This window comes from Mesorhizobium sp. P3_A10 (assembly GCF_056403175.1).
In genome coordinates, this window is record NZ_JBFUFZ010000008.1 from 78,923 (window position 1) to 98,389 (window position 19,467).

Genomic DNA, 19,467 nt, shown 5'->3' on the forward strand with positions numbered 1-19,467 from the left:
CGGGAAAACCGTTTCACACTTTTCCTGGAATTGCCTAGGCTTTTTCGAGCGCCGGACTTTGCGGGTCTGCCTCGCGGCCTTCGATCAGGCCCTTCCAGTAGCTCTCCGCGCCTTGCAGATGGGCGCTCATCAGCGCCTGGGCGAGATTGCCGTCGCGGCGCAGCAGCGCCTCGAAAATCTGGATGTGCTCGGCATGCGAGCGCAGGCTGCGCTCGGGATCGTTGAAATAGATCGGCAGGCGCAGCTCGCCCATCATGTAGTAGACGCTGCAGACATTGTGGAAAACGCTGTTCTTGGTCGCCCGCACGATCTCTAGATGAAACTCGCGGTCTTCCTTGGCCAGGCCTTCGCCGGCGGCAATGCGATCCTCCGAGGCCTTCAGGATCTCGCGCAGCCGCTCGAAATTCTCCTCGGTGGCGCGCGAGCAGGCCAGTTCGGCTGCCTTGATCTCGTGGATCTTGCGCAGTTCGACCGTCTCGTAGATCTGGATCGGGTCAAGCGGCAGGCCGGCGCGGGCGAAAAGCGCCATGGCTTCCACGCTGGCCTGCTTGGTGTCGATGTAGATGCCGGATTTGGCACGGCGCTCGACGATGCGCATGGCTTCGAGAATGGCCAGCGCCTCGCGGATCTGGCCGCGGCTGACGCCGAAGTGCTCCGCCAGTTCGCGCTCCGACGGCGTGCGGCCCGTCTCCTTGTCCGAATGGGAGAAGAGATAGGCGGCGAGTTCGGCGAGAAGGTTCTTTTCTTTCATCGTCAACAGCGTTGCGCGTGCGCCTCCAGAAACCGCTCCGAAATGGTGAATCCCAGCCCAGGTTTCTCGGGGATCGCTATCATACCGTCCTTTGCTTCGACAGTCTCTTCGATAAGATCATGGATCATCGGGTTGGCGCCGAGCGAATATTCGACGGTGAAGCTCGCCGGCGAAGCGGCGCAGACATGCAGCCCGGCAAAGAAGCAAGGCGCGCCTGCCCATAAATGCGGCGCGAAGCGCAGATTGAAGGCGCTGGCAATGGTGCCGATCTTCATGGCTTCGCTGATGCCGCCGCAAAAGGCGGGATCCGGCTGGAAAATGTCGGCGGATTTCAGCATTGCGAGGTCGCGGAAGGCATAGCGCGTCGCCTCGCTTTCGCCGGTGGCGATCGGAACAGAGCCGCAGGCGCGCACTTCGGCCATGCCCGATTTGTCGTCGGCGATGACCGGCTCCTCGAACCAGGCGAGATCGAGATCGGCGGCGAGATGGATGAAGCGCTTGGCTTCGGCCACCGTGTAGGTGCCATGCGCATCGACCATCAGGTCGACATCGGGGCCAAGCGCTGCTCTCGCCGCACGCACGCGGGCTGCGGAAATATGCGGGGCGCCATCCATGGCGCCGATGCGCATCTTCAACGCCTTGAAGCCGCCCTTGGCGATGTAGGATTTCAACTGCTCGCCGATGGTGTCGGCGGCGGCCCAGCCACCGGACGCGTAGGCCTGCATGCGGTCGAGCTTGCGGCCGCCGAGCAGCTGCCAGACCGGAACCCCGAGCGATTTGCCCAGTATATCCCAGAGCGCGATGTCGACGGCGCTGATGGCGGCAACGCTCATGCCGCGGCGCGCCAGTTGCGGCATGGCGTGGCCGGCACGCGCCGCGCTGTCGTGGCGCACGCCATTGTAGAGCATCTCCCAGATGACGCCGATGTCGGCGGGATCGCGGCCGATCAATTGCGGGCCGACTTCGTGGTTCAGCATATGGACGAGCGCGCCATAGCTGCCGGCACTGCCGGCGGCGTTCTTGCCTTCGCCCCAGCCGATCAGCCCGTCATCGGTCTCGATGCGCAGGATGGCGGCGTCGAACGTTGCCACCTGGCCGAAGTCGCTGCGATGCTGCTTCGCGGCTTCGATCGGTATGCGGACCCACCAGGCCTGGACGTTTCTGATGCGCATGTTCATCCCCGGCCTTGCCGCCGGTCGGGGCGGAAAGGCTCATTCCCAAACGGATCGACTACTTGATCAGCGGCAGCAGCGTTTCAGCGTTGATGCGCATCTGGTCGGTGTAGAATTTTTCCGTCAGCACGCTGGAGCCGTGGTCCTGGATGAACTTGAGTTGCTCCGGCGAAATGTCGACCGGATTGCGTTCGACCATGTCGGGATAGGGCGCGGCCGGCGTGCGGTCGACCGGGGCGACGAATTCGTTGGTCAGCGCGCCGTCATAGCCAACCTCTTTCAGCGTGGCGATAATCTTCTTCCAGTCGATCTGGCCGAGGCCGGCGGCGAAGCGGTTGTTGTCGGCGACATGGAAGTCGAACAGGCGTTTTCCGACCTGGCGGATGGCGTCATAGACGTTAAATTCTTCCATGTGGATGTGATAGGCGTCGAGGCAGACACCGCATTCGGGGCTGACCGCGTCGGCGAGCGCCAGCGCCTGGGCGCCGCGGTTGAACAGATAGGTCTCGAAGCGGTTGAGCGGCTCGACCGCAATCTTGACGCCGACCTTCTTGGCGTGGGTGAAGCATTCGCGGGTGGCGTCGACCACCCACTTCCACTCCTCTTCCTCGGTGCCGTCCGGCACCACCTTGCCGACGGTCGCGGGAACCAGCGTGATGATTTCGCCGTCGAGTTCGCTGACCATGGTCAGCACGTCCTTGACGTACTGCACCGAGCGCTCGCGCTGGCCCTGGTTCTTGGCGGCAAGATTGCGCTCGCCCAGCATCAGCGTCACCGCGCCCCAGCAACGAATGCCGTGCTCCTTCAACAGCGCGCGCGTCTCCTTGGTCTTGTACTGCTCGGGTTCGCCGGAAATCTCGATCGACTCGTAGCCGAATTTCTTGATCCGCTTGAGCGTCGTTTCCAACGGCTCCGCCCGCATCCAGTTGTGCGTCGAAAGATGCATGGTCTGTCCTTCCCAGATTCGCCTGTACCAGTTCGCCTGCGACGCATCCCACCGGAGCATGCGGCCAGTTTCCTCCCCAAGGCGCTCCAGTCATTTTTCTCAAACTGGTTCGACCAATTGGGCCTGAATGGAGGTCTACAGCAATTTCCCGCGGACGGCAAGAAGCGCTATCCTGCCCTCTCGCCCGCGGCCTACCATGTTGATTATATTGAAATATGTAAGCTGATACTGGCTCTGCAAATGGCTGCGATCTTGCATCAAACAGCTTGACCAGAATTTGGCATTTGGTAATACCAGAATAGCAATGCGCAAGTGTGTAGTGCGAAAAGACCAAAGAGGCTGGCCCCGCTTTCAATCGGCGCTATGCTTGGTCGTGAAAAAATAGGGAGAGGATGCCGATGCCGACGACAATGAAGGGCCCTGGGCTGTTTCTGGCGCAGTTCGCGGGCGACGCCGCGCCGTTCAATTCGCTGGCCTCGATCGCCAAATGGGCAGCCGGACTCGGCTACAAGGGCGTGCAGATCCCGAGCTGGGATGCGCGGCTGTTCGACCTCAAGAAAGCGGCGTCTTCCAAGGCCTATTGCGACGAGGTGAAAGGCATCTGCGCTGATGCCGGCGTCGAGATCACCGAACTGTCGACGCATCTGCAGGGACAGTTGGTGGCGGTGCATCCGGCCTATGATGCGCAGTTCGACGGCTTTGCGCCGCCCGAGGTGCACAACAACCCGAAAGCCAGGCAGAAATGGGCGGTCGAACAGATGAAATTCGGCGCCAAGGCGTCGAAGAATCTCGGCCTCAAGGCCTCGGTATCGTTTTGCGGAGCGTTAGCCTTCCCTTACCTTTACCCATGGCCGCAGCGCCCGGCCGGATTGATCGAGGAGGCTTTTGCCGAACTCGGCAAGCGTTGGAAGCCGATCCTCGATGTGTATGAGGACAATGGCGTCGACATTGGTTACGAAATCCATCCCGGCGAGGATGTGTTCGACGGCATAACCTTCGAGATGTTCCTCGACGCGGTCGGCGGCCACAAACGCTGCAACATCAACTACGACCCGTCGCACTTCCTGCTGCAGCAGCTCGACTATCTCGAATTCATCGACATCTATCACGAGCGGATCAAGGCATTCCACGTCAAGGACGCCGAGTTCAATCCGACGGGACGGCAAGGCGTCTATTCCGGCTACCAGAGCTGGACCAACCGGGCCGGGCGTTTCCGCTCGCTCGGCGACGGGCAGGTGGATTTCAGCGGCATCTTCTCCAAGCTCACCCAGTATGGCTACGATTCCTGGGCGGTGCTGGAATGGGAATGCTGCCTGAAGCATCCGGAAGATGGTGCCGCCGAGGGTGCGCCTTTCATCGAGCACCACATCATCCGGGTGACGGAAAAAGCTTTTGACGATTTCGCCGGCGGCACGACCGACAAGAAGCTGCTGCGCGCGATGATGGGAATCTAACCGGCTTCGCCGGCAGCGGCATACGCCAAAAAGCAGAACGCACAAGACGAGGGAGACAAGCATGGTCGGCGCATCGAAATCGGAAACGGGAGGCGGCGGCCCGATCCGCTACGGCATGGTCGGCGGCGGCCAGGGCGCCTTCATCGGCGCGGTGCACCGGATCGCGGCGCGCCTGGATAATGACTTCGTGCTGGTCGCTGGCGCTCTGTCGGCGAATCCCGAGCGCGCCAAGGCCTCGGCTGCCGAACTCGGGCTCGATCCCGCCCGCAGCTATGGCTCCTACGCCGAAATGGCCAAGGCCGAGGCCAAGCGTCCCGACGGCATCGAAGCGGTGGCCATCGTCACGCCAAACAATGTGCACGTGCCGGCGGCCAAGGCTTTCCTCGAAGCCGGCATTCACGTCATCTGCGACAAGCCGCTGGCAACGACGCTTGCCGAAGCGAAGAAGCTGGCGGCAGTGGTCGAAAAGACCGGCAAGGTGTTCGTGCTGACGCACAATTACACCGCCTATCCGATGATCCGCCAGGCGCGCGAGATGGTGGCCAAGGGCGTGCTCGGCGACATCCGCATCGTGCAGTCGGAATATCCGCAGGACTGGCTGACCGAGGATCTTGCCGCCACCGGCCAGAAGCAGGCGGCCTGGCGCTCCGACCCCAAGCAGGCGGGCGCCGGCGGCGCGCTGGGCGACATCGGCACGCACGCCTACAATCTCGCGCGCTTCGTCTCCGGTCTGGAACTCGATTCCCTGTCGGCCGATCTCGACGCCTTCGTGCCGGGGCGGCAGCTCGACGACAATGTCAACGTCATGCTGCGCTTCAAACCGGTCGGCAAGATGCACCCGGCCAAGGGCATGATCTGGGCCAGCCAGGTGGCACCCGGCCATGAAAACGGGTTGAAGCTGCGCATCTACGGCTCCAAGGGCGGGCTGGAATGGGTGCAGGCCGACCCGAACTATCTCTGGTACACGCCCTTCGGCCAGCCGAAGCAATTGCTCACCCGCAATGGCGCCGGCGCGCTGCCGGTCGCCGGCCGCGTCAGCCGCGTTCCGTCCGGCCATCCTGAAGGCTATCTCGAAGGTTTCGCCAACATCTACCAGGAGGCCGCGCGCGCGATCCGCGCGGCGCGCAAGAAGGGTGGCAAGCCGGGCAAGGATGTCGTCTTCCCGACCATCCAGGACGGCGTCGAAGGCATGGCCTTCATCGAAGCCTGCGTAAAGTCGTCGAAGAAGAATGGGGCGTGGACGAAGCTGTAAGGGGTGTCGATATTCAGGTGATGCCGGCCTGCGAATGGCAGGTTCCTGCGCTTCCGGTGCTCACGTACTTTAAGTACGCTCCGCTCCGGTTCTCGGCCCCCGCCATCCTCGGCTCGGCCTGACCTGAATCTCGATACCCCTTGTCGCGAAATTCTAGTGGGAGGGGGCGTCGATGAAAATCGGCATGTGCATGTTTTTGTGGACGACGTCCGTGTCGAAGAAACACGAGCCGTTGCTGCGTGACATCAAGGCGACCGGGTTTGACGGCGTCGAGATACCGATTTTCGCCGGCACGCCGGACGACTACAGCAAGCTCGGCGAGCTGCTCGACCGCATCGGGCTGGAGCGTACGGCCGTTTCAGCCATGGGCGATCCGGCGATGAACCTGATCTCGGCTGACGCTTCGACCCGCAAGGCCGGCATCGACTATATGAAATGGGCGATCGACTGTGCCCGGGCGCTCGGCGCCAACAAATTGAGTGGTCCGCTGCATTCGACGCTCGGCGCCTTTTCCGGCAGCGGGCCGACGGCGGCCGAGAAAAAGCGCTCGGTCGCTTCGCAACGCGCCATCGGCGACCATGCCGGAAAGAAGAACGTCACCATCGGGCTGGAGGCGCTCAACCGCTTCGAATGCTACCTCCTCAACACGATGGCTGACCTGTCGGAGCATATCGACGCCATCGACCGGCCGCACATCAAGGCGATGTACGACACGTTCCACGCCAATATCGAGGAAGCCGACCCGATCGGCGCCTATACGAAGCACCGCCGGAATGTGGTGCATATCCATATCTCGGAGAATGATCGCGGCGTGCCGGGGCGGGGCAATATCCCGTGGAAAGAGACATTTTCGGCCATCCGCAAGAGTGGCTATGACGACTGGCTGACGATCGAGGCGTTCGGGCGTTCGTTGAAGGATCTGGCGGCGGCGACCAAGGTGTGGAGGGATTTCTCGGAGAGTCCGGAGGCGGTTTATCGCGACGGGTATAAGCATATCCGGAACGGGTGGAAGAAGGCGGCTTAGGGCCACCCTCCCTTCGTCATCCACGGGCGGAGCGGGAGCGTAGCGGACGCGGAGACCCGAGGATCCATGCCGCGACATTCGAGCGCCGCGGCGGTGCAGCCAAGGGATGCAAATGGGGCCTCTTTTTGCACCGAAGCATCTAGCACAGACGTCCCGGCATGGATCCTCGGGTCTGCGCCGCGTCGCTTCGCTCCTTGCTTCGCCCGTGGATGACGAAGGCGCGGTGGCCGCCGTCACTTGATCGCCGGCACTGGTGGCTTCGGCTTGGCTACCCCTGCTCGGCCTGGATCCTGTTGTAGTCGTGGATCGTCCGGCTCAACCTTCGCCGCAGGAAGTTGGAAATGTTGTCAAAGACGAAGACGACGAGCAGGATCAACAGCACCATGTAGAAGACGTTGGCCCAGTTGGAGTTGGTGCGCATGGCTTCCCACAGTTTCAGGCCGATGCCGCCGGCGCCGACAGCGCCGATGATGGTGGCGCCCCGGGTGTTGGATTCCCACTGGTAGAGCGTCTGGCTGATGAAGACGGGGATCACTTCCGGCAGCACGCCGTAGCGTTGCACCAGCAAGCCGTTGGCGCCGGTCGACTGGATGCCTTCGCGCGGCTTGTCGTCGATGTTCTCGAGCGCCTCCGAATAGGTCTTGCCGAGCGTGCCGATCTCGGTGAAGAAGATCGCGGCACTTCCGGCCAGCGGGCCTGGGCCGAAGGCGCGGGTGAAGAACAGCGCCCAGATGAGCATGTCGACCGAGCGCATGAAATCGAAGAAGCGTTTCAGGACCTGGCTCAGAAGTCCGCTGGGCGTGATGTTGCGGGCGGCGAAGAAGGCGAGCGGGAAGGCGACGATGCCGCCCAAAAGCGTGCCGAGGAAAGCCATGACGATGGTCTGGAACAGCTTCGTCCAGACGTCGCCATGCTGCCACTGGGCGTTGTTCCAGATGTTGTCGCCGGCCAGTGCCAGGTTCGAGGTGCCGGGCTTGAGTTCGGGTCCGGACCAGATCAGTGAAATCACTTCACCAGCCGGTTTGCCGAAGAAGGGCGAGCGGGTGTCGAAGACGAAATTGGCCCAGCCGAGGAAGCGTTTTCGGACTTTTACGCGATCGACGGTCACGCGCACCTCGCCGGCAAAGCCCATTTTGGCGACGACCTCGTCGTCATGCACGGTGATCCAGTCGGGCACCGGGCCCGAAATCACCGGCTTGCCGCTGGTCAGCGCCACCGGCACTGTCAGGCCATTGGCAACAATCGTGGCCTTGGTCTTGTCGAAGGTAACGGATTTCGTCGTGCCGTCGATCAGGATGGTGAAGGAACCGTCCGCGTTGGTGATCACCCAGTCCGGGTTGGGATTCTCGCCAAGTGCGGAGAAACGCGGGTATTTGGGCGTGATCTCAGGCTGGTCGAGGCGGAATTCCGGCTGCAAATCGTAGCTGATCCACTGCGTCAAGAAGAGCGGCAAGCGCTCCCAATGAGATTCCTTCAGCACTTGCGGCAGGCTGAAGAACCACAAGGCATAGACGAGATAGAGCAGGATACCGGCGAACAGGAACAGCGGGCCGAAGCGCCTGTACAGAGGCCGCTGGAACACCTGCGGGAAGCGCTGCTCGATCGACAGCATCTCGTCGGCGGTCATCGTGGCCATGGTCAGGCCCCCATCATGAAAGCCTGCTCGCCGACCAGCTTGCGGCGCAGCCAGGCGGAGAACTGGTCGACGATGAAGATGGTGGTGAACAGCAGCAGCACCAGCGCCAGCGTCTTGGCGCCGAAGCCACGCGAGATGGAAAGCTTCAGCTCCTCGCCGATGCCGCCGCCGCCGACGGCGCCGATGATGGTCGAGATGCGGACGTTGATCTCGATCCGGAGCAGCGTATACGACATGAAATTGGGCAGCACTTGCGGCAGCGCGGCGAAACGCACGCGCTCGAACCAGTTGGCGCCGACCGCCCTCAGGCCCTCTTCGGCGCGCATGTCGATGTTCTCGTTGATCTCGTAGAACAGCTTGCCGAGCGCGCCGATCGAATGCAAGCCGATGGCGATGATGGCGGCGACCGGGCCGACCGAGACGATTGCCGCGAACAGGCCCGCAATGACAATCTCCGGAAAGGCGCGCAGCAGTTCCATGAAGCGCTTGACGACGAGCCTGAGCGCTGGGCTCGGCGTCAGATTGCGCGCCGCGATGAAGGAGAACGGCACGGCAAAGATGAAGCCGATGAAGGTGGCGACCAATGCGGTGTTGACCGTGGTCAGCATCAGCTCGAAATATTCGGGGATGTAAAAACCGCCCCAGACATAGACGCGGCCAAGCGGGAAATTGAATTCCTGGGTGCCGGTGTCATGCGGAGAGGCGACGTCGAACAGCGCCCGCCAGACATCGTTCCAGTCCTTGGGGATGAGCCAGCTGAGGAAGTCCAGTATGTGCGGCAGCCGGTCCCAGAAGTGGCCGGCATTGGCTTCGTCGGCGAACCACATGGTGCCGAGCATGGCGACGAGCAGCAGGCCGATGCCGATGGCGGTGTATAGCCGGCGCAAGGACGTCTGGCGCCGCCAGGCGTCAGCCATGCGGCGGGTCGCGTCTGAATGGATTGTCGATGAAATGGTCATGACCGGAACATGCAAAAAGGGCGGCGCTGGAGGACGCCGCCCTTTTTCCTGATGCCGTCAGCCGCCGATCGCGGCTTTACGGGCTTCGACGATCACGTTGTAGAAGTCCGGCTTCACCGGCACGTAGCCGGTGAAATCGCCGCCTTCGACGCCTTCGAAGCAGGCCTTGTCCTTCTTGGGCAGCTGCGTGAAGAAGTTGGCGAGCTTGGCGGTCATGTCGGCACCGAGCTCGGTGCGAACGACCAGCGGGCCGTTCGGGATCAGGCCGGAGCGCCAGACTTCGACGAAGTCGTTGGGGTCGACGGCGCCCTTGGCGACTTCCTTGTGGAAGGTGCCGGAGGTGTAGCCGTTCTTGAAGTCGCCGATGCCCGAGGAATCGTCAACCGCAACGTCGACCTTGCCGTCGCGGACGGCGAGGATGTTGTTCTCATGGCCGCCATTGAACTGCGTGGAGGCGAAAAAGGCTTCGTTGGAAGCGCCGGTGGTCTTGGGGATCTGGGTGAGCGGGATCAGGTAGCCCGAGGTCGAGTCCGGATCGGCGTAGCCGAGCTTCTTGCCCTTGGCCGACTTGATGTCGGTGATGCCGGATGTCTTGAGCGCCAGGCCGATCGAATAATAGCCGGTGGCGCCGTCGGTCTGCTGGGTGGTGAGGATCGGGGTGACCGCCTTCGGGTCCTTGAGAGCGATACTGGCGTAGCCGGAAGCACCAAGCTCGGCGAAATCGAGCGTGCCGCCAAGCAGGCCCTGGATGACGCCATCATAGTCGGCAGCCGGGAACAGCGACACTTTTTCGAAGCCGAATTCGGTCTTCAGATGATCGGCGAGGCACTGGTAGTTGCGCAGCCGGTCGGTTTCGTTCTCGCCGCCAAGGATGCCGACGCGGAATTCCTTGATATCGGCGGCGTGAGCGGCGCTCGCCGCGATGGCGAACAATGAAACGGCGCCAAAAACCATCTTCCTGAACATTTGATGTCTCTCCTGTTGGTCCCGGCGTCGCGCCGGGTGCGTTCGAATTTTGACAGGTGCCTTTGACGCTGGCTGGCGATCCTGGCCGATCTCAGTATCCCGGGAATGCGGGCTCGAGCGGGCTGGCGGATGCGGCGATCTTTTGCTTGTAGGCGATGCTGGTGGAGGTGATGGCCTCGGAGATCTCGGCGCCGTTGGCGTCAGCGCCGTAGACCAGACGCACGGCTTCGCGGTTGAGGTCTTCGGGCGGGCCGTCGAACACGACCTTGCCAGCGGCCATGCCGATGATGCGGTTGCAATAGCTGCGCGCGGTGTCCAGCGTGTGCAGATTGGTGACGACGGTGATGCCTTCACGCAGATTGATGTCCTGCAGCGAATCCATCACCACCTTGGCGTTGAGCGGATCGAGCGAGGCGATCGGTTCGTCGGCGAGGATCACCTTCGGCTGCTGCATCATGGCGCGGGCGATGGCGACGCGCTGCTGCTGGCCACCGGAAAGCGTGCCGGCCGGCTGCAGCGCGGTGCGGGCGATGTCGAGCCGCTCGAGGGCGGCGACCGCCTCGGCGCATTCGCTGCGCGAGAAGACACCGAACAGGTTGGTCAGGGTCGAACGGTGATTGAGCTTGCCGAGCAGAACATTGGTCAGCACGTCGAGGCGCGGCACTAGGTTGAACTGCTGGAAAATCATGGCGCAATCGCGCTGCCAGCGCCGCAACGGCGAACCGCGCAGGCTGGAAACTTCGGCGCCGTCAAAAAAAATCGACCCCTGGCTGGGGTCGATGAGACGATTGATCATACGAAGAAGGGTCGATTTGCCGGCGCCCGAGCGACCGATAATGCCGACCATCTGACCCTGCGGGATCGACAGGTCGACCACGCTGACGGCGGTGTTCTTGCCAAATCGGCGGGTAACACCGCGGATTTCAAGCGTGGCTGAGCTTGCTGACATGAGCAGGTTCCGGTCCAGTCGCAGTTTGAAGGTCTGTTAACCCTCGCTAGCGCAGTGCCATGAACCTGCGGTGTCGGATTGATGTCAGTTTTGTTACCGCCCACAGGCGCGGCATCAGCGATCGATCCGGATCGATCAGCCCAGGATCAACAACTCCTCGAAATGCTTCATGTCGCTGAAGCTGCAGAATGCCGGCGGTCGCAACTCGATCACCGGCGCGTGCCGGGTAAAGAGCGAAAGGCAATCATCGAACAAGTCTTGCCATGCAGCCGCCCTTTCGTCGGCAAGGCGCCGGATCTGGTAGGCGAAGGTGATGTGAAACACATAGGTGTCGTGGTCGGGGTGCCGGTAGCCGAACGGCGCCGACAGCGCATCGCGCCAGGCACGCATGACGGCCCTGTCTTCGTCCGTGGCGCCGGCAACGGTCAGGCCGGTCGGCACGACATCGACGACCTTGACCTTGAACGCGCCACGGCCTTCGAAGCCATTTAGCCGGTTCAGGTAAAGGCGGGTCATGTCGTCGATGCTGGTGTCGAGGGGCACGTCGCCAGGCCAATAGGGAAGCCGGCGGCGATGTTCGATGATGCCCTGGAACAGCGTCATATGCAGGCTGGAGACGGGCGTGAAGGCCAGCCGGTCGGCGTCCGGCATCGCTCGCATCCGTTCCCGCACCTCGACAACCACCGCTTCGGAAGGCGAGCCGTTTTCGAGATGGCTGACCACGGTGTTGCCGGGCTCGAACAGGAAGTTGCCTGCACTGTCGTAGCGCGTGCCGAGATGCACTGGAGGGTTGGGGTTGGTGCCTTCGAGGAATCCGGCGAGCGAGGGTTTGACGGTGTCGAGCATTGCGATCTCCTGGGAAGATCGCCTCCTGTCCGAGTCATGTGTCAAGGGTATGAAACGGGCGTGCCCGTCGGTGGCGATGACACATATGTGAAGGCGGCAATGTCAGCCGTACTTCTCCAGAAAGGCCTCAGCCTCAAGCGTGCGAAAATCGTCGAGGGCGGCACGTAGCCGGGCGTGATCCCAATCCCACCAGGCGAGCGCCTGGTAGCGCTCGGCGGTGCGGCGGTCGAAGCGCTCGCGGATCGGCTTGGCCGGCACGCCGCCGACGATGGTGTAGGGCGCCACATCCTTCGATACCACAGCGCCGGCGCCGACCGCCGCGCCATCGCCAACGGTGACACCGGGCAGGATGGTCGAGCCATGGCCGAGCCAGGTATCATGGCCGATGGTGACGCGCCTGGCCCGACGCTGGGCGAAGAATTCGCTCTCGTGTTCTGCGTCGTCCCAATAATCCGAGGCACGGTAGGTGAAATGGTGCAGCGTCGGCCGCCAGGTCGGATGGTTGGTGGCGTTGATGCGCACGCTGGCCGCGATGTTGGAAAACTTGCCGATGGTCGTGCACCAGACGGCGCAGTCCTGCATCATGTAGGAATAGTCGCCGAGGATGCTCTCCGAGACACGGCTGCGGTCGGCGATCTCGGTCCAGCGGCCAAGCTTCGAATTCTCGACCTGCGCCGTCTCGTGGACCAGCGGCGCTTCCGACAGTTTCCTGCTCATGCGGCGATTTTTCCGGCAGCGAAATTGGTCACGTCGATGATGCGGTCGGCCACCGCTTCGCGCACGTCGTGGTCGTGGAAGATGCCGAGCAGAGCGACGCCCGCCGCTTTCTTCTGGGCAATCAGCGCGATCACCACGTCGCGGTTCCTGGCGTCGAGGGAGGCGGTCGGCTCGTCGAGCAGCAGGATCGGATGTTCGGTGATGAAGCCGCGCGCGATGTTGACGCGCTGCTGCTCGCCGCCGGAAAACGTTGCCGGCGGCAGCGCCCAGAGTTTTTCAGGCAAATTGAGCTGCGCCAGCAAAGCGCGTGCCTTGCCTCTGGCCGCCTCGCGCTCCTCGCCGCGCTCGACCAGCGGTTCGGCGACGACATCGAGTGCGGAGACGCGCGGCACGGTGCGCAGAAACTGGCTGACATAGCCGATCGTTTGCCGGCGTACGGCAAGCACGGTGCGCGGGCTGGCGATTGCGAGATCGATGAGGCCGGCATCGTGCTGGACGATGATCTGACCTTCGTCGACTGCATAGTTGCCGTAGAGCATTTTCAGGATCGAGCTCTTGCCGGCGCCGGAGGGGCCGCCAAGCACGGCGCATTCGCCGGCCCGGATCGAGAACGACACGCCGGCAACGACAGGCAGTTTGATACCGTCGCGCAGATGCATGGTGAAGCTTTTTGCGACATCGGCAACCACAAGAGGCGTCGGCATGGTTACAGTCCTTTGCTTTGCCGCATGATCTGGTCCGAAAACCGGCTTCCACTTTTCGTGATCATGCGGCTAGACCTGCAAAATCGAGGAAACGAGGAGTTGGGTGTAAGGCGCACGCGGGTCGTCGAGGACGCGGTCGGTGAGGCCGCTTTCGACGACACGCCCGTCCTTCATCACCATCATGCGCTGCGACAAAAGCCGCGCCGCGGCGAGGTCGTGAGTGACGACGATGGCGGCGAGGCCGAGATCGGTGACGAGGCCGCGCAACAAATCGAGCAGGCGCGCCTGCACCGAAACGTCGAGGCCGCCGGTCGGCTCGTCCATGAACACCAGCCGCGGCCCGGTGACGAGGTTGCGGGCGATCTGCAGGCGCTGGCGCATGCCGCCGGAGAAGGCGCGCGGCTCGTCGTCGATGCGGTCCTCGTCGATCTCGACGCGCGATAGCCAGTCGACAGCCGTGGCGCGGATCCTGCCGTAGTGGCGGTCGCCGACCGCCATCAGCCGCTCACCGACATTGGCGCCAGCCGACACCGTCATGCGCAGGCCATCCGCAGGGTTCTGGTGGACAAAGCCCCAGTCGGTGCGCATCAGGAAGCGGCGCTCGGCTTCGCTCATCCGGTAGAGCTCGCGGAACTGGCCGTCGCGCATGCGGTAGCTGGCGGTGCCGGAAGAGGGCAGCAGCCGCGTCGACAGGCAGTTGAGCAGCGTCGTCTTGCCGGAGCCGGACTCGCCGACCACTGCCAGCACTTCGCCCGGCCAGAGGTCGAAGGTGACGTTCTCGCAGCCGACGCGCGAGCCGTAGAATTTGGATAGCGCTGAAACGCGCAGCAGCGGTTCGTCGGTCACTCTGCCGGCTCCATCATCTCGGGTGAGAGGTGACCGCGATGGCCCTCTTCGCGGCGTTTCTCGCAGTGGTCGGTGTCGGAGCAGACGAACATGTGGCCGCCATGGTCGTCGAGAATGACCTCGTCGAGATAGACATTCTCGGCCGCGCACAGCGCGCAAGGCTGGTCGAAGGTCTGCACCTCGAAAGGGTGGTCCTCGAAGTCGAGGCTGACGACGTCAGTGAAAGGCGGCAACGCATAAATGCGTTTTTCGCGGCCGGCGCCGAACAATTGCAGCGCCGGTGACTGGTGCATCTTCGGATTGTCGAATTTCGGCGTCGGCGACGGGTCAATCACATAGCGGCCCTCGACCTTCACCGGATAGGCATAGGTGGTGGCGATGCGACCGTGCCTGGCGATGTCCTCGTAGAGCTTCACATGCATGAGGCCGTATTCCTCCAGCGCATGCATCTTGCGCGTTTCGGTCTCGCGCGGCTCGAGGAAGCGCAGCGGCTCGGGGATCGGCACTTGGTAGACCAATACCTGGCCGGCACTGAGCGGATGTTCGGGGATGCGGTGGCGGGTCTGGATGATGGTGGCGCTGGCGGTATCGGTGGTGACAGCAACATTGGCGACCTTCTTGAAGAAGGCGCGGATGGAGACCGCATTGGTGGTGTCGTCGGCGCCCTGGTCGATGACCTTCAGCACGTCGTCCGGCCCGATGATCGAAGCGGTGACCTGCACGCCGCCAGTGCCCCAGCCATAAGGCATCGGCATTTCGCGCGAGGCGAACGGCACCTGATAGCCGGGGATGGCGATGCCCTTGAGGATCGCGCGACGGATCATCCGCTTGGTCTGTTCGTCGAGATAGGCGAAGTTGTAGGTGGCGATTTCGGCTTGTTGGGCGGTCATTCCGCGGCCTCCCGCTTGTCTTCCATCTTGCCGGCGTTTTCGCGGGCGTCGTGCTCGGCGCGCATGCGGCGTACGAGGTCGAGTTCGGCCTGGAAGTCGACATAGTGCGGCAGCTTCAGGTGCTCGACGAAGCCGGTCGCCTGGACATTGTCGGAATGCGAGATGACGAACTCTTCGTCCTGGGCCGCAGCGACGACATCCTCGCCGAGTTCGGTCGCGCGAAGCGCGCGGTCGCAAAGCGCCATGGCCATCGCCTTGCGCTCGCTTTGACCGAAGACCAGGCCGTAGCCGCGGGTGAATTGGGGCGGCGCCTTGGCCGAGCCCTTGAACTGGTTGACCATCTGGCACTCGGTGACGCGGACGCAGCCGAGCGGCACGGCGAAGGGCAGTTCCGGCACATCGAGCTCCAGCTCGACCTCGCCTATGCGAACCTCGCCGACGAAGGGGTGGTTGCGGGCGTAGCCACGCTGGGTGGAATAGCCGAGCGCCAGCAGAAAGCCCTCGTCGCCACGCGATAGCGCCTGCAGGCGGATGTCACGCGCCATCGGGAATTCCAGCGGCTCGCGGGTGATGTCGCCGGGAACATGGTCTTGCGGCATGTCGCCATCCGGCTCGATCAGGCCTTCGCGGGCGAGGATCGCCGACACGCGCGGCATGGCTTCCGCCTCGCTTGCACGCTGCAAGGGTTCAGCGACATCGGCGCCGGCGGCAAGCTCGGGATCGAGCAGCCGGTGGGTGTAATCGAAGGTCGGGCCGAGAAGCTGGCCGCCGGGCAAATCCTTGTAGGTCGCCGACACGCGCCGCTCGACCAGCATGGTGGCGGTGTCGATGGCCCTGGTGTAGCCGAAGCGCGGCAGCGTGGTGCGATAGGCGCGCACCAGGAAGATCGCCTCGATCATGTCGCCGCGCGCCTGGACGATGGCTAGTGCCGCCAATTCCCGGTCGTAGAGCGAGCCTTCGCTCATCACCCGGTCGACGCCGAGCGCCAGTTGCTCGACGATCTGGTCGAGGCGAAGTGCCGGCACCGAACGATCGCCGCGCCGGCGATCGGCAAGCAATCTGTGGGCATTGGCTATGGCTGCCTCGCCGCCTTTTACCGCGACATACATGCTAGGCCTCCATCGTCTTGATGCGCGTCGTGCGCGGCAGGCAGGCGATGCCGCCCGGTGCGGCCAGGATGAGGTCGACGCCGCGCGGAAAGCGCTGGTTGTTCTGCTTCCACTGTTCGACGAAATGGCGTGGCATCTGCGCCGGCGCGATGGTCGCCGTCGCCTCGATGCCGGGGCCGGCGAGCAGAAGCGGGGTGCCCGAGACGAGATCGCTCACCTGCAGGATCAGCGTGGTGGAGCGGTCGGGATAGTCCTGCGTGCCTTGCGAAAAGCCGTCCAGCGACATCATCTCGGCAGGTGCCGAAATCAGCGCGAAATGCGCGTCGGCCGGTGTGTTGGCCAAGGGCGCGCCTGAGTGGAAGCCGAGCCAGGATTTGACCGCCGCGGCGGCCTGCAAGGTGGGGTCGAGCCAGAGCGGCGTGTCGTTGTCGCACAGTGCCAATGCGATGGCGCCGGCGGTTCCCGTCAGCGGCGCCGGCGGGCGGGCAAAAGCCGACAGGGGTTGCACGGTGCCCGGCCGCGCCATCGCGTCCATCACGGCGCGGAACACGGTCTGGGCGTTGAACACCGGATCGGCGAAGCCGCCGTCGATCGATTGGGTCGCGATGTCCATCAGTCTTCTCCGCGCACCATGGTGAAGAAATCCACCTTCGTTGCCGCCGTCTCGGCGCGACGCTGTTCACGCGCCTTGACCAATGCCGCCTGCAAGGGGGCGATGAGCTTGGTCTGAACATCGTCGCGGTGGGCAGAATCCTGCCAGAGCGCATCGGCGATTGCCGCCAGCCGGGCCTTCTGCTTGTCGCGGCCGAGCGCGTAGCAATGGCCGACCTGTCCGGAGGCGAGCCGCACCGTGGCGCGGGTGACCGTGGCTTCACCGACATTGAAGGGGGCGCCGCCGCCGCCGATGCGGCCGCGCACCGTGACCAGGCCGGTTTCGGGACCGCGCAGAAGTTCGGCTTCCGAGGGCAGGCCGGCCGCGTTCCAGAGGCGGACGATGTCATCGCCGCTTGCTTGCGCCAGCGTCGCCATGACGGCCTTGCGCTCAGCCTGATCGCGCGCTTCCTGTCCTCGCATGGTCGCTGCTCCTGTTCACGTAAATTTGTCTAGTGATATAGACATCTATACAAATTATATCTATTATCTAGCGTGTGTCCATGACGGGTGGATGACAGGGGCAAAGGATCGGGGCGAAAATGGCCGGGCAGCAATTGGCTGATAGTATCGAGCGGCGCAGCGGCGTCTCATTGTGGCGGCAGATCGCCGACCAGATCCTGCATTCAATCGCCCTGGGTGATTTTGCCGAGAATGCCGCGCTGCCGCCGGAGGTGGTGCTGGCCGAACGCTATGGCGTCAACCGGCACACGGTGCGCAGCGCCATCGCCGCCCTGGTGCAGGACGGCGTGCTCAGGGCTGAGCAGGGGCGCGGCACCTTCGTGCTGTCGCGCAAACGGCTGTCCTATCCGATCGGCGCGCGCACACGCTTTTCGGAAGGCCTGCAAGGACAGGCATCGGAGCGGCATATCGTGCTGCTCGCCTCATCGGTCGAGCCGGCGAGCCAGCGTGTCGCCGAGGGGCTTGGGCTGGCCAAGGGCGCCGAGGTGATCCGGCTGGAGACACGCGGCGAAGCTGACGGACGGCCTGTGTCGCGCGCCGCCGGCTGGTTCGATGCCAGACGTTTCGCCGGCATCGATGCCGCGATGGCGCAGACCGGTTCGATCACCGCGTCGCTGGCCCGCTTCGGCATAGACGACTATCTCCGGCAATCGACCGTTCTGTCGGCGCGCCACGCCGATGCAGCCGATCTTGCCGATCTCGACCTGCAGCCGGGCGCCATCGTGCTGGTCACGGTGGCCATCAACGTCACGCCCGACGGAAAGCCGATCCAGTTTTCCGAGTCTCGCTTTCCGGCCGAGCGGGTGGAGCTGAAGCTGTCGGCGCTGTAGCTAACTTTCGTCATCCTTGGGCGAAGCAGGAGCGGAGCTCCGTCGCGGAGACCCAAGGATCCATGCCGCGATCTCGGGCGAGGATCGCAGCGGACCAGAATTCTGCACCGAAGCAGCGGCTCGAAATCACGGCATGGATCCTCGGGTCTGCGCCGCGTCGCTACGCTCCTTGCTCCGCCCGTGGATGACGAAGCGATGGGCGTTTCGGCAAATTGCCGAGGCATGCGACCTGCCGAAGTCTCAACGATCCGCCGAATTTCGTGTCGGAGCGGACGTTTTATCCGACCTCGATCACCGCCTTGATCAGCCCGGATTTCTCGTGCGCCCATCTTGCGAGGTCGCGCGGCGTATCGCTGAGCGTGGTGCGGTGGGTGACGAGCTTGGCCAGCGGCACCGCACCGTTGCGGATCGAGGCGGCGACATGGTCGAAGTCGGCACGCAGGGCATTGCGGCTGCCGATCAAGGTCATCTCGCGCTTGTGGAATTCAGGGTCGGAAAAGGTGATGTCGTCCTTGACCACGCTGACCAGCACCAGCGTCCCGCCATGCGCGACATGGGCGAAGGCCGACTGCACCGAGGCGGTATTGCCGGTGGCGTCGAAAACCGCGTCGAACCCTTCGCCGCCGGTCGCCTCTCGCACCAGATCGGCCGCAGAATCCTGTGAAGCATCGAGCGTCGAAAAGCCGAGTTCGCTTGCGGCAAAGCTGAGCCTTTCGCTGCTCATGTCGAGCAGCGTGACGTCAAGACCGTCAATGCGGGCAAACAGCGCCGTGCCGAGACCGATCGGCCCGGCGCCGATGACCAGCGCGCGGGCGCCTGATACAGCCTGCGCGCGCCGCACCGCATGGGCGCCGATGGCCAGGAATTCGACGGCGGCGGCATCGGCCAGCGACAGGCCGTTTGCCGGATAAAGGTTTTGCGCCGGCACCAAGATCTGTTCGGCCATGGCGCCGTCGCGATGCACGCCGAGCACCTCGATCCTGACGCAGCAATTCGGCTTGGCTTGCCGGCAGGCGATGCATTTGCCGCAGGCCAGATAGGGGTTGATGATCACCGGTTCGCCGATGGCGAGCTCGACGCCTTCGCCGGTCGCGATCACGGTGCCGGAGACTTCATGGCCCATGATGCGCGGATAGGCGAGGAACGGGTGCTTGCCTTCGAAAATGTGAAAATCGGTGCCGCAGATACCGACATGGCTCACCGCGACCAGCGCCCAGCCCGAAGGTGGTGCGTCAGGTGCCGGGCGATCTTCCAGAACGAGGTCGCCGGGCGAGCGGCAAATGACGGCTTTCATGCTTCAATC

Annotated in this window: 20 protein-coding genes; 4 read left to right on the forward strand and 16 right to left on the reverse strand. The window is 63.5% G+C overall.

What is annotated here, in order from left to right:
• Positions 1-34: 34 nt before the first annotated feature.
• Genes AC1DXU_RS26145 through AC1DXU_RS26155 form a run of 3 tightly spaced genes read right to left on the reverse strand, consistent with a single transcriptional unit; the run spans position 35 to position 2,869 of the window.
• Positions 35-751: a FadR/GntR family transcriptional regulator gene (locus tag AC1DXU_RS26145; RefSeq protein ID WP_477373876.1), complete on the reverse strand. Its 717-nt coding sequence runs from the start codon at positions 749-751 to the stop codon at positions 35-37.
• 2 nt (positions 752-753) lie between these two features.
• On the reverse strand, positions 754-1,923 hold the full coding sequence (locus tag AC1DXU_RS26150; RefSeq protein WP_477373634.1) for a mandelate racemase/muconate lactonizing enzyme family protein: 1,170 nt from the start codon (positions 1,921-1,923) through the stop codon (positions 754-756).
• Positions 1,924-1,981: 58 nt separating this feature from the next.
• On the reverse strand, positions 1,982-2,869 hold the full coding sequence (locus AC1DXU_RS26155) for a sugar phosphate isomerase/epimerase family protein (RefSeq protein WP_477318861.1): 888 nt from the start codon (positions 2,867-2,869) through the stop codon (positions 1,982-1,984).
• A gap of 398 nt (positions 2,870-3,267) precedes the next feature.
• Between AC1DXU_RS26155 and AC1DXU_RS26160 the strand changes: the two genes are divergently transcribed.
• The 3 genes from AC1DXU_RS26160 to AC1DXU_RS26170 all read left to right on the forward strand — a co-directional run bounded on the left by AC1DXU_RS26160 (position 3,268) and on the right by AC1DXU_RS26170 (position 6,599).
• Entirely contained in the window at positions 3,268-4,323 is a 1,056-nt protein-coding gene (locus tag AC1DXU_RS26160) for a sugar phosphate isomerase/epimerase family protein (RefSeq protein WP_477373636.1), read from the forward strand.
• 61 nt (positions 4,324-4,384) lie between these two features.
• A complete protein-coding gene (locus AC1DXU_RS26165) occupies positions 4,385-5,575 on the forward strand; it encodes a Gfo/Idh/MocA family protein (RefSeq protein ID WP_477318865.1) in 1,191 nt (396 codons plus the stop codon).
• A 172-nt stretch (positions 5,576-5,747) separates the two neighbouring features.
• Positions 5,748-6,599: a sugar phosphate isomerase/epimerase family protein gene (locus tag AC1DXU_RS26170; protein ID WP_477318867.1), complete on the forward strand. Its 852-nt coding sequence runs from the start codon at positions 5,748-5,750 to the stop codon at positions 6,597-6,599.
• 268 nt (positions 6,600-6,867) lie between these two features.
• Here AC1DXU_RS26170 and phnE (AC1DXU_RS26175) read toward each other — a convergent pair whose 3' ends face one another.
• The 12 genes from phnE (AC1DXU_RS26175) to phnG all read right to left on the reverse strand — a co-directional run bounded on the left by phnE (AC1DXU_RS26175) (position 6,868) and on the right by phnG (position 17,295).
• Positions 6,868-8,235, reverse strand: coding sequence for a phosphonate ABC transporter, permease protein PhnE (phnE, locus tag AC1DXU_RS26175; protein WP_477373638.1), 1,368 nt, complete (start codon positions 8,233-8,235; stop codon positions 6,868-6,870).
• Positions 8,236-8,237: 2 nt separating this feature from the next.
• Positions 8,238-9,194 (reverse strand): phosphonate ABC transporter, permease protein PhnE, encoded by a 957-nt coding sequence (gene phnE / locus AC1DXU_RS26180; RefSeq protein WP_477373640.1) that lies wholly within the window; start codon positions 9,192-9,194, stop codon positions 8,238-8,240.
• Between the two features lie 57 nt (positions 9,195-9,251).
• Entirely contained in the window at positions 9,252-10,160 is a 909-nt protein-coding gene (gene phnD / locus AC1DXU_RS26185) for a phosphonate ABC transporter substrate-binding protein (RefSeq protein ID WP_477373642.1), read from the reverse strand.
• Positions 10,161-10,251: 91 nt separating this feature from the next.
• Positions 10,252-11,109, reverse strand: coding sequence for a phosphonate ABC transporter ATP-binding protein (gene phnC / locus AC1DXU_RS26190; RefSeq protein ID WP_477373643.1), 858 nt, complete (start codon positions 11,107-11,109; stop codon positions 10,252-10,254).
• Positions 11,110-11,244: 135 nt separating this feature from the next.
• The gene (locus AC1DXU_RS26195) at positions 11,245-11,955 is read right to left on the reverse strand and encodes a DUF1868 domain-containing protein (protein WP_477373645.1); all 711 of its coding nucleotides are present in this window, start codon (positions 11,953-11,955) and stop codon (positions 11,245-11,247) included.
• Positions 11,956-12,057: 102 nt separating this feature from the next.
• Positions 12,058-12,672, reverse strand: coding sequence for a DapH/DapD/GlmU-related protein (locus AC1DXU_RS26200; RefSeq protein ID WP_477373647.1), 615 nt, complete (start codon positions 12,670-12,672; stop codon positions 12,058-12,060).
• Positions 12,669-13,376, reverse strand: a complete 708-nt coding sequence (gene phnL / locus AC1DXU_RS26205; protein WP_477373649.1) for a phosphonate C-P lyase system protein PhnL — start codon at positions 13,374-13,376, stop codon at positions 12,669-12,671. Before phnL ends, AC1DXU_RS26200 begins: the two co-directional genes overlap by 4 nt.
• A gap of 69 nt (positions 13,377-13,445) precedes the next feature.
• Positions 13,446-14,222, reverse strand: a complete 777-nt coding sequence (gene phnK, locus AC1DXU_RS26210) for a phosphonate C-P lyase system protein PhnK (RefSeq protein ID WP_477373651.1) — start codon at positions 14,220-14,222, stop codon at positions 13,446-13,448.
• Positions 14,219-15,112 carry an alpha-D-ribose 1-methylphosphonate 5-phosphate C-P-lyase PhnJ gene (locus AC1DXU_RS26215; RefSeq protein WP_477373653.1) on the reverse strand — a complete coding sequence of 298 codons (894 nt, stop codon included), beginning with the start codon at positions 15,110-15,112 and terminating at the stop codon, positions 14,219-14,221. Before AC1DXU_RS26215 ends, phnK begins: the two co-directional genes overlap by 4 nt.
• The gene (locus AC1DXU_RS26220) at positions 15,109-16,221 is read right to left on the reverse strand and encodes a carbon-phosphorus lyase complex subunit (RefSeq protein ID WP_477373655.1); all 1,113 of its coding nucleotides are present in this window, start codon (positions 16,219-16,221) and stop codon (positions 15,109-15,111) included. The genes AC1DXU_RS26215 and AC1DXU_RS26220 overlap by 4 nt, the downstream gene beginning before the upstream one ends.
• A 1-nt stretch (position 16,222) precedes the next feature.
• On the reverse strand, positions 16,223-16,834 hold the full coding sequence (gene phnH, locus AC1DXU_RS26225) for a phosphonate C-P lyase system protein PhnH (RefSeq protein WP_477373657.1): 612 nt from the start codon (positions 16,832-16,834) through the stop codon (positions 16,223-16,225).
• Positions 16,834-17,295 carry a phosphonate C-P lyase system protein PhnG gene (phnG, locus tag AC1DXU_RS26230; protein WP_477373659.1) on the reverse strand — a complete coding sequence of 154 codons (462 nt, stop codon included), beginning with the start codon at positions 17,293-17,295 and terminating at the stop codon, positions 16,834-16,836. Before phnG ends, phnH begins: the two co-directional genes overlap by 1 nt.
• A 119-nt stretch (positions 17,296-17,414) precedes the next feature.
• On the opposite strand from phnG, the gene phnF reads away from it, so the two are divergent.
• Complete coding sequence (phnF, locus tag AC1DXU_RS26235; protein ID WP_477373661.1) at positions 17,415-18,164, forward strand: phosphonate metabolism transcriptional regulator PhnF; 750 nt, start codon at positions 17,415-17,417, stop codon at positions 18,162-18,164.
• 277 nt (positions 18,165-18,441) lie between these two features.
• On the opposite strand, the gene AC1DXU_RS26240 is transcribed toward phnF, so the two are convergent.
• Positions 18,442-19,458 carry a zinc-binding alcohol dehydrogenase family protein gene (locus tag AC1DXU_RS26240; protein WP_477373663.1) on the reverse strand — a complete coding sequence of 339 codons (1,017 nt, stop codon included), beginning with the start codon at positions 19,456-19,458 and terminating at the stop codon, positions 18,442-18,444.
• Between the last annotated feature and the right edge of the window lie 9 nt (positions 19,459-19,467).

Excerpts from the sequence above, each read along its gene's own strand:
- AC1DXU_RS26145 (WP_477373876.1), bottom strand. The coding sequence starts at position 751 with ATGAAAGAAAAGAACCTTCTCGCCGAACTCGCCGCCTATCTCTTCTCC.
- AC1DXU_RS26150 (WP_477373634.1), bottom strand. The coding sequence starts at position 1,923 with ATGCGCATCAGAAACGTCCAGGCCTGGTGGGTCCGCATACCGATCGAA.
- AC1DXU_RS26155 (WP_477318861.1), bottom strand. The coding sequence starts at position 2,869 with ATGCATCTTTCGACGCACAACTGGATGCGGGCGGAGCCGTTGGAAACG.
- AC1DXU_RS26160 (WP_477373636.1), top strand. The coding sequence starts at position 3,268 with ATGCCGACGACAATGAAGGGCCCTGGGCTGTTTCTGGCGCAGTTCGCG.
- AC1DXU_RS26165 (WP_477318865.1), top strand. The coding sequence starts at position 4,385 with ATGGTCGGCGCATCGAAATCGGAAACGGGAGGCGGCGGCCCGATCCGC.
- AC1DXU_RS26170 (WP_477318867.1), top strand. The coding sequence starts at position 5,748 with ATGAAAATCGGCATGTGCATGTTTTTGTGGACGACGTCCGTGTCGAAG.
- phnE (WP_477373638.1), bottom strand. The coding sequence starts at position 8,235 with ATGGCCACGATGACCGCCGACGAGATGCTGTCGATCGAGCAGCGCTTC.
- phnE (WP_477373640.1), bottom strand. The coding sequence starts at position 9,194 with ATGACCATTTCATCGACAATCCATTCAGACGCGACCCGCCGCATGGCT.
- phnD (WP_477373642.1), bottom strand. The coding sequence starts at position 10,160 with ATGTTCAGGAAGATGGTTTTTGGCGCCGTTTCATTGTTCGCCATCGCG.
- phnC (WP_477373643.1), bottom strand. The coding sequence starts at position 11,109 with ATGTCAGCAAGCTCAGCCACGCTTGAAATCCGCGGTGTTACCCGCCGA.
- AC1DXU_RS26195 (WP_477373645.1), bottom strand. The coding sequence starts at position 11,955 with ATGCTCGACACCGTCAAACCCTCGCTCGCCGGATTCCTCGAAGGCACC.
- AC1DXU_RS26200 (WP_477373647.1), bottom strand. The coding sequence starts at position 12,672 with ATGAGCAGGAAACTGTCGGAAGCGCCGCTGGTCCACGAGACGGCGCAG.
- phnL (WP_477373649.1), bottom strand. The coding sequence starts at position 13,376 with ATGCCGACGCCTCTTGTGGTTGCCGATGTCGCAAAAAGCTTCACCATG.
- AC1DXU_RS26215 (WP_477373653.1), bottom strand. The coding sequence starts at position 15,112 with ATGACCGCCCAACAAGCCGAAATCGCCACCTACAACTTCGCCTATCTC.
- AC1DXU_RS26220 (WP_477373655.1), bottom strand. The coding sequence starts at position 16,221 with ATGTATGTCGCGGTAAAAGGCGGCGAGGCAGCCATAGCCAATGCCCAC.
- phnH (WP_477373657.1), bottom strand. The coding sequence starts at position 16,834 with ATGGACATCGCGACCCAATCGATCGACGGCGGCTTCGCCGATCCGGTG.
- phnG (WP_477373659.1), bottom strand. The coding sequence starts at position 17,295 with ATGCGAGGACAGGAAGCGCGCGATCAGGCTGAGCGCAAGGCCGTCATG.
- phnF (WP_477373661.1), top strand. The coding sequence starts at position 17,415 with ATGGCCGGGCAGCAATTGGCTGATAGTATCGAGCGGCGCAGCGGCGTC.
- AC1DXU_RS26240 (WP_477373663.1), bottom strand. The coding sequence starts at position 19,458 with ATGAAAGCCGTCATTTGCCGCTCGCCCGGCGACCTCGTTCTGGAAGAT.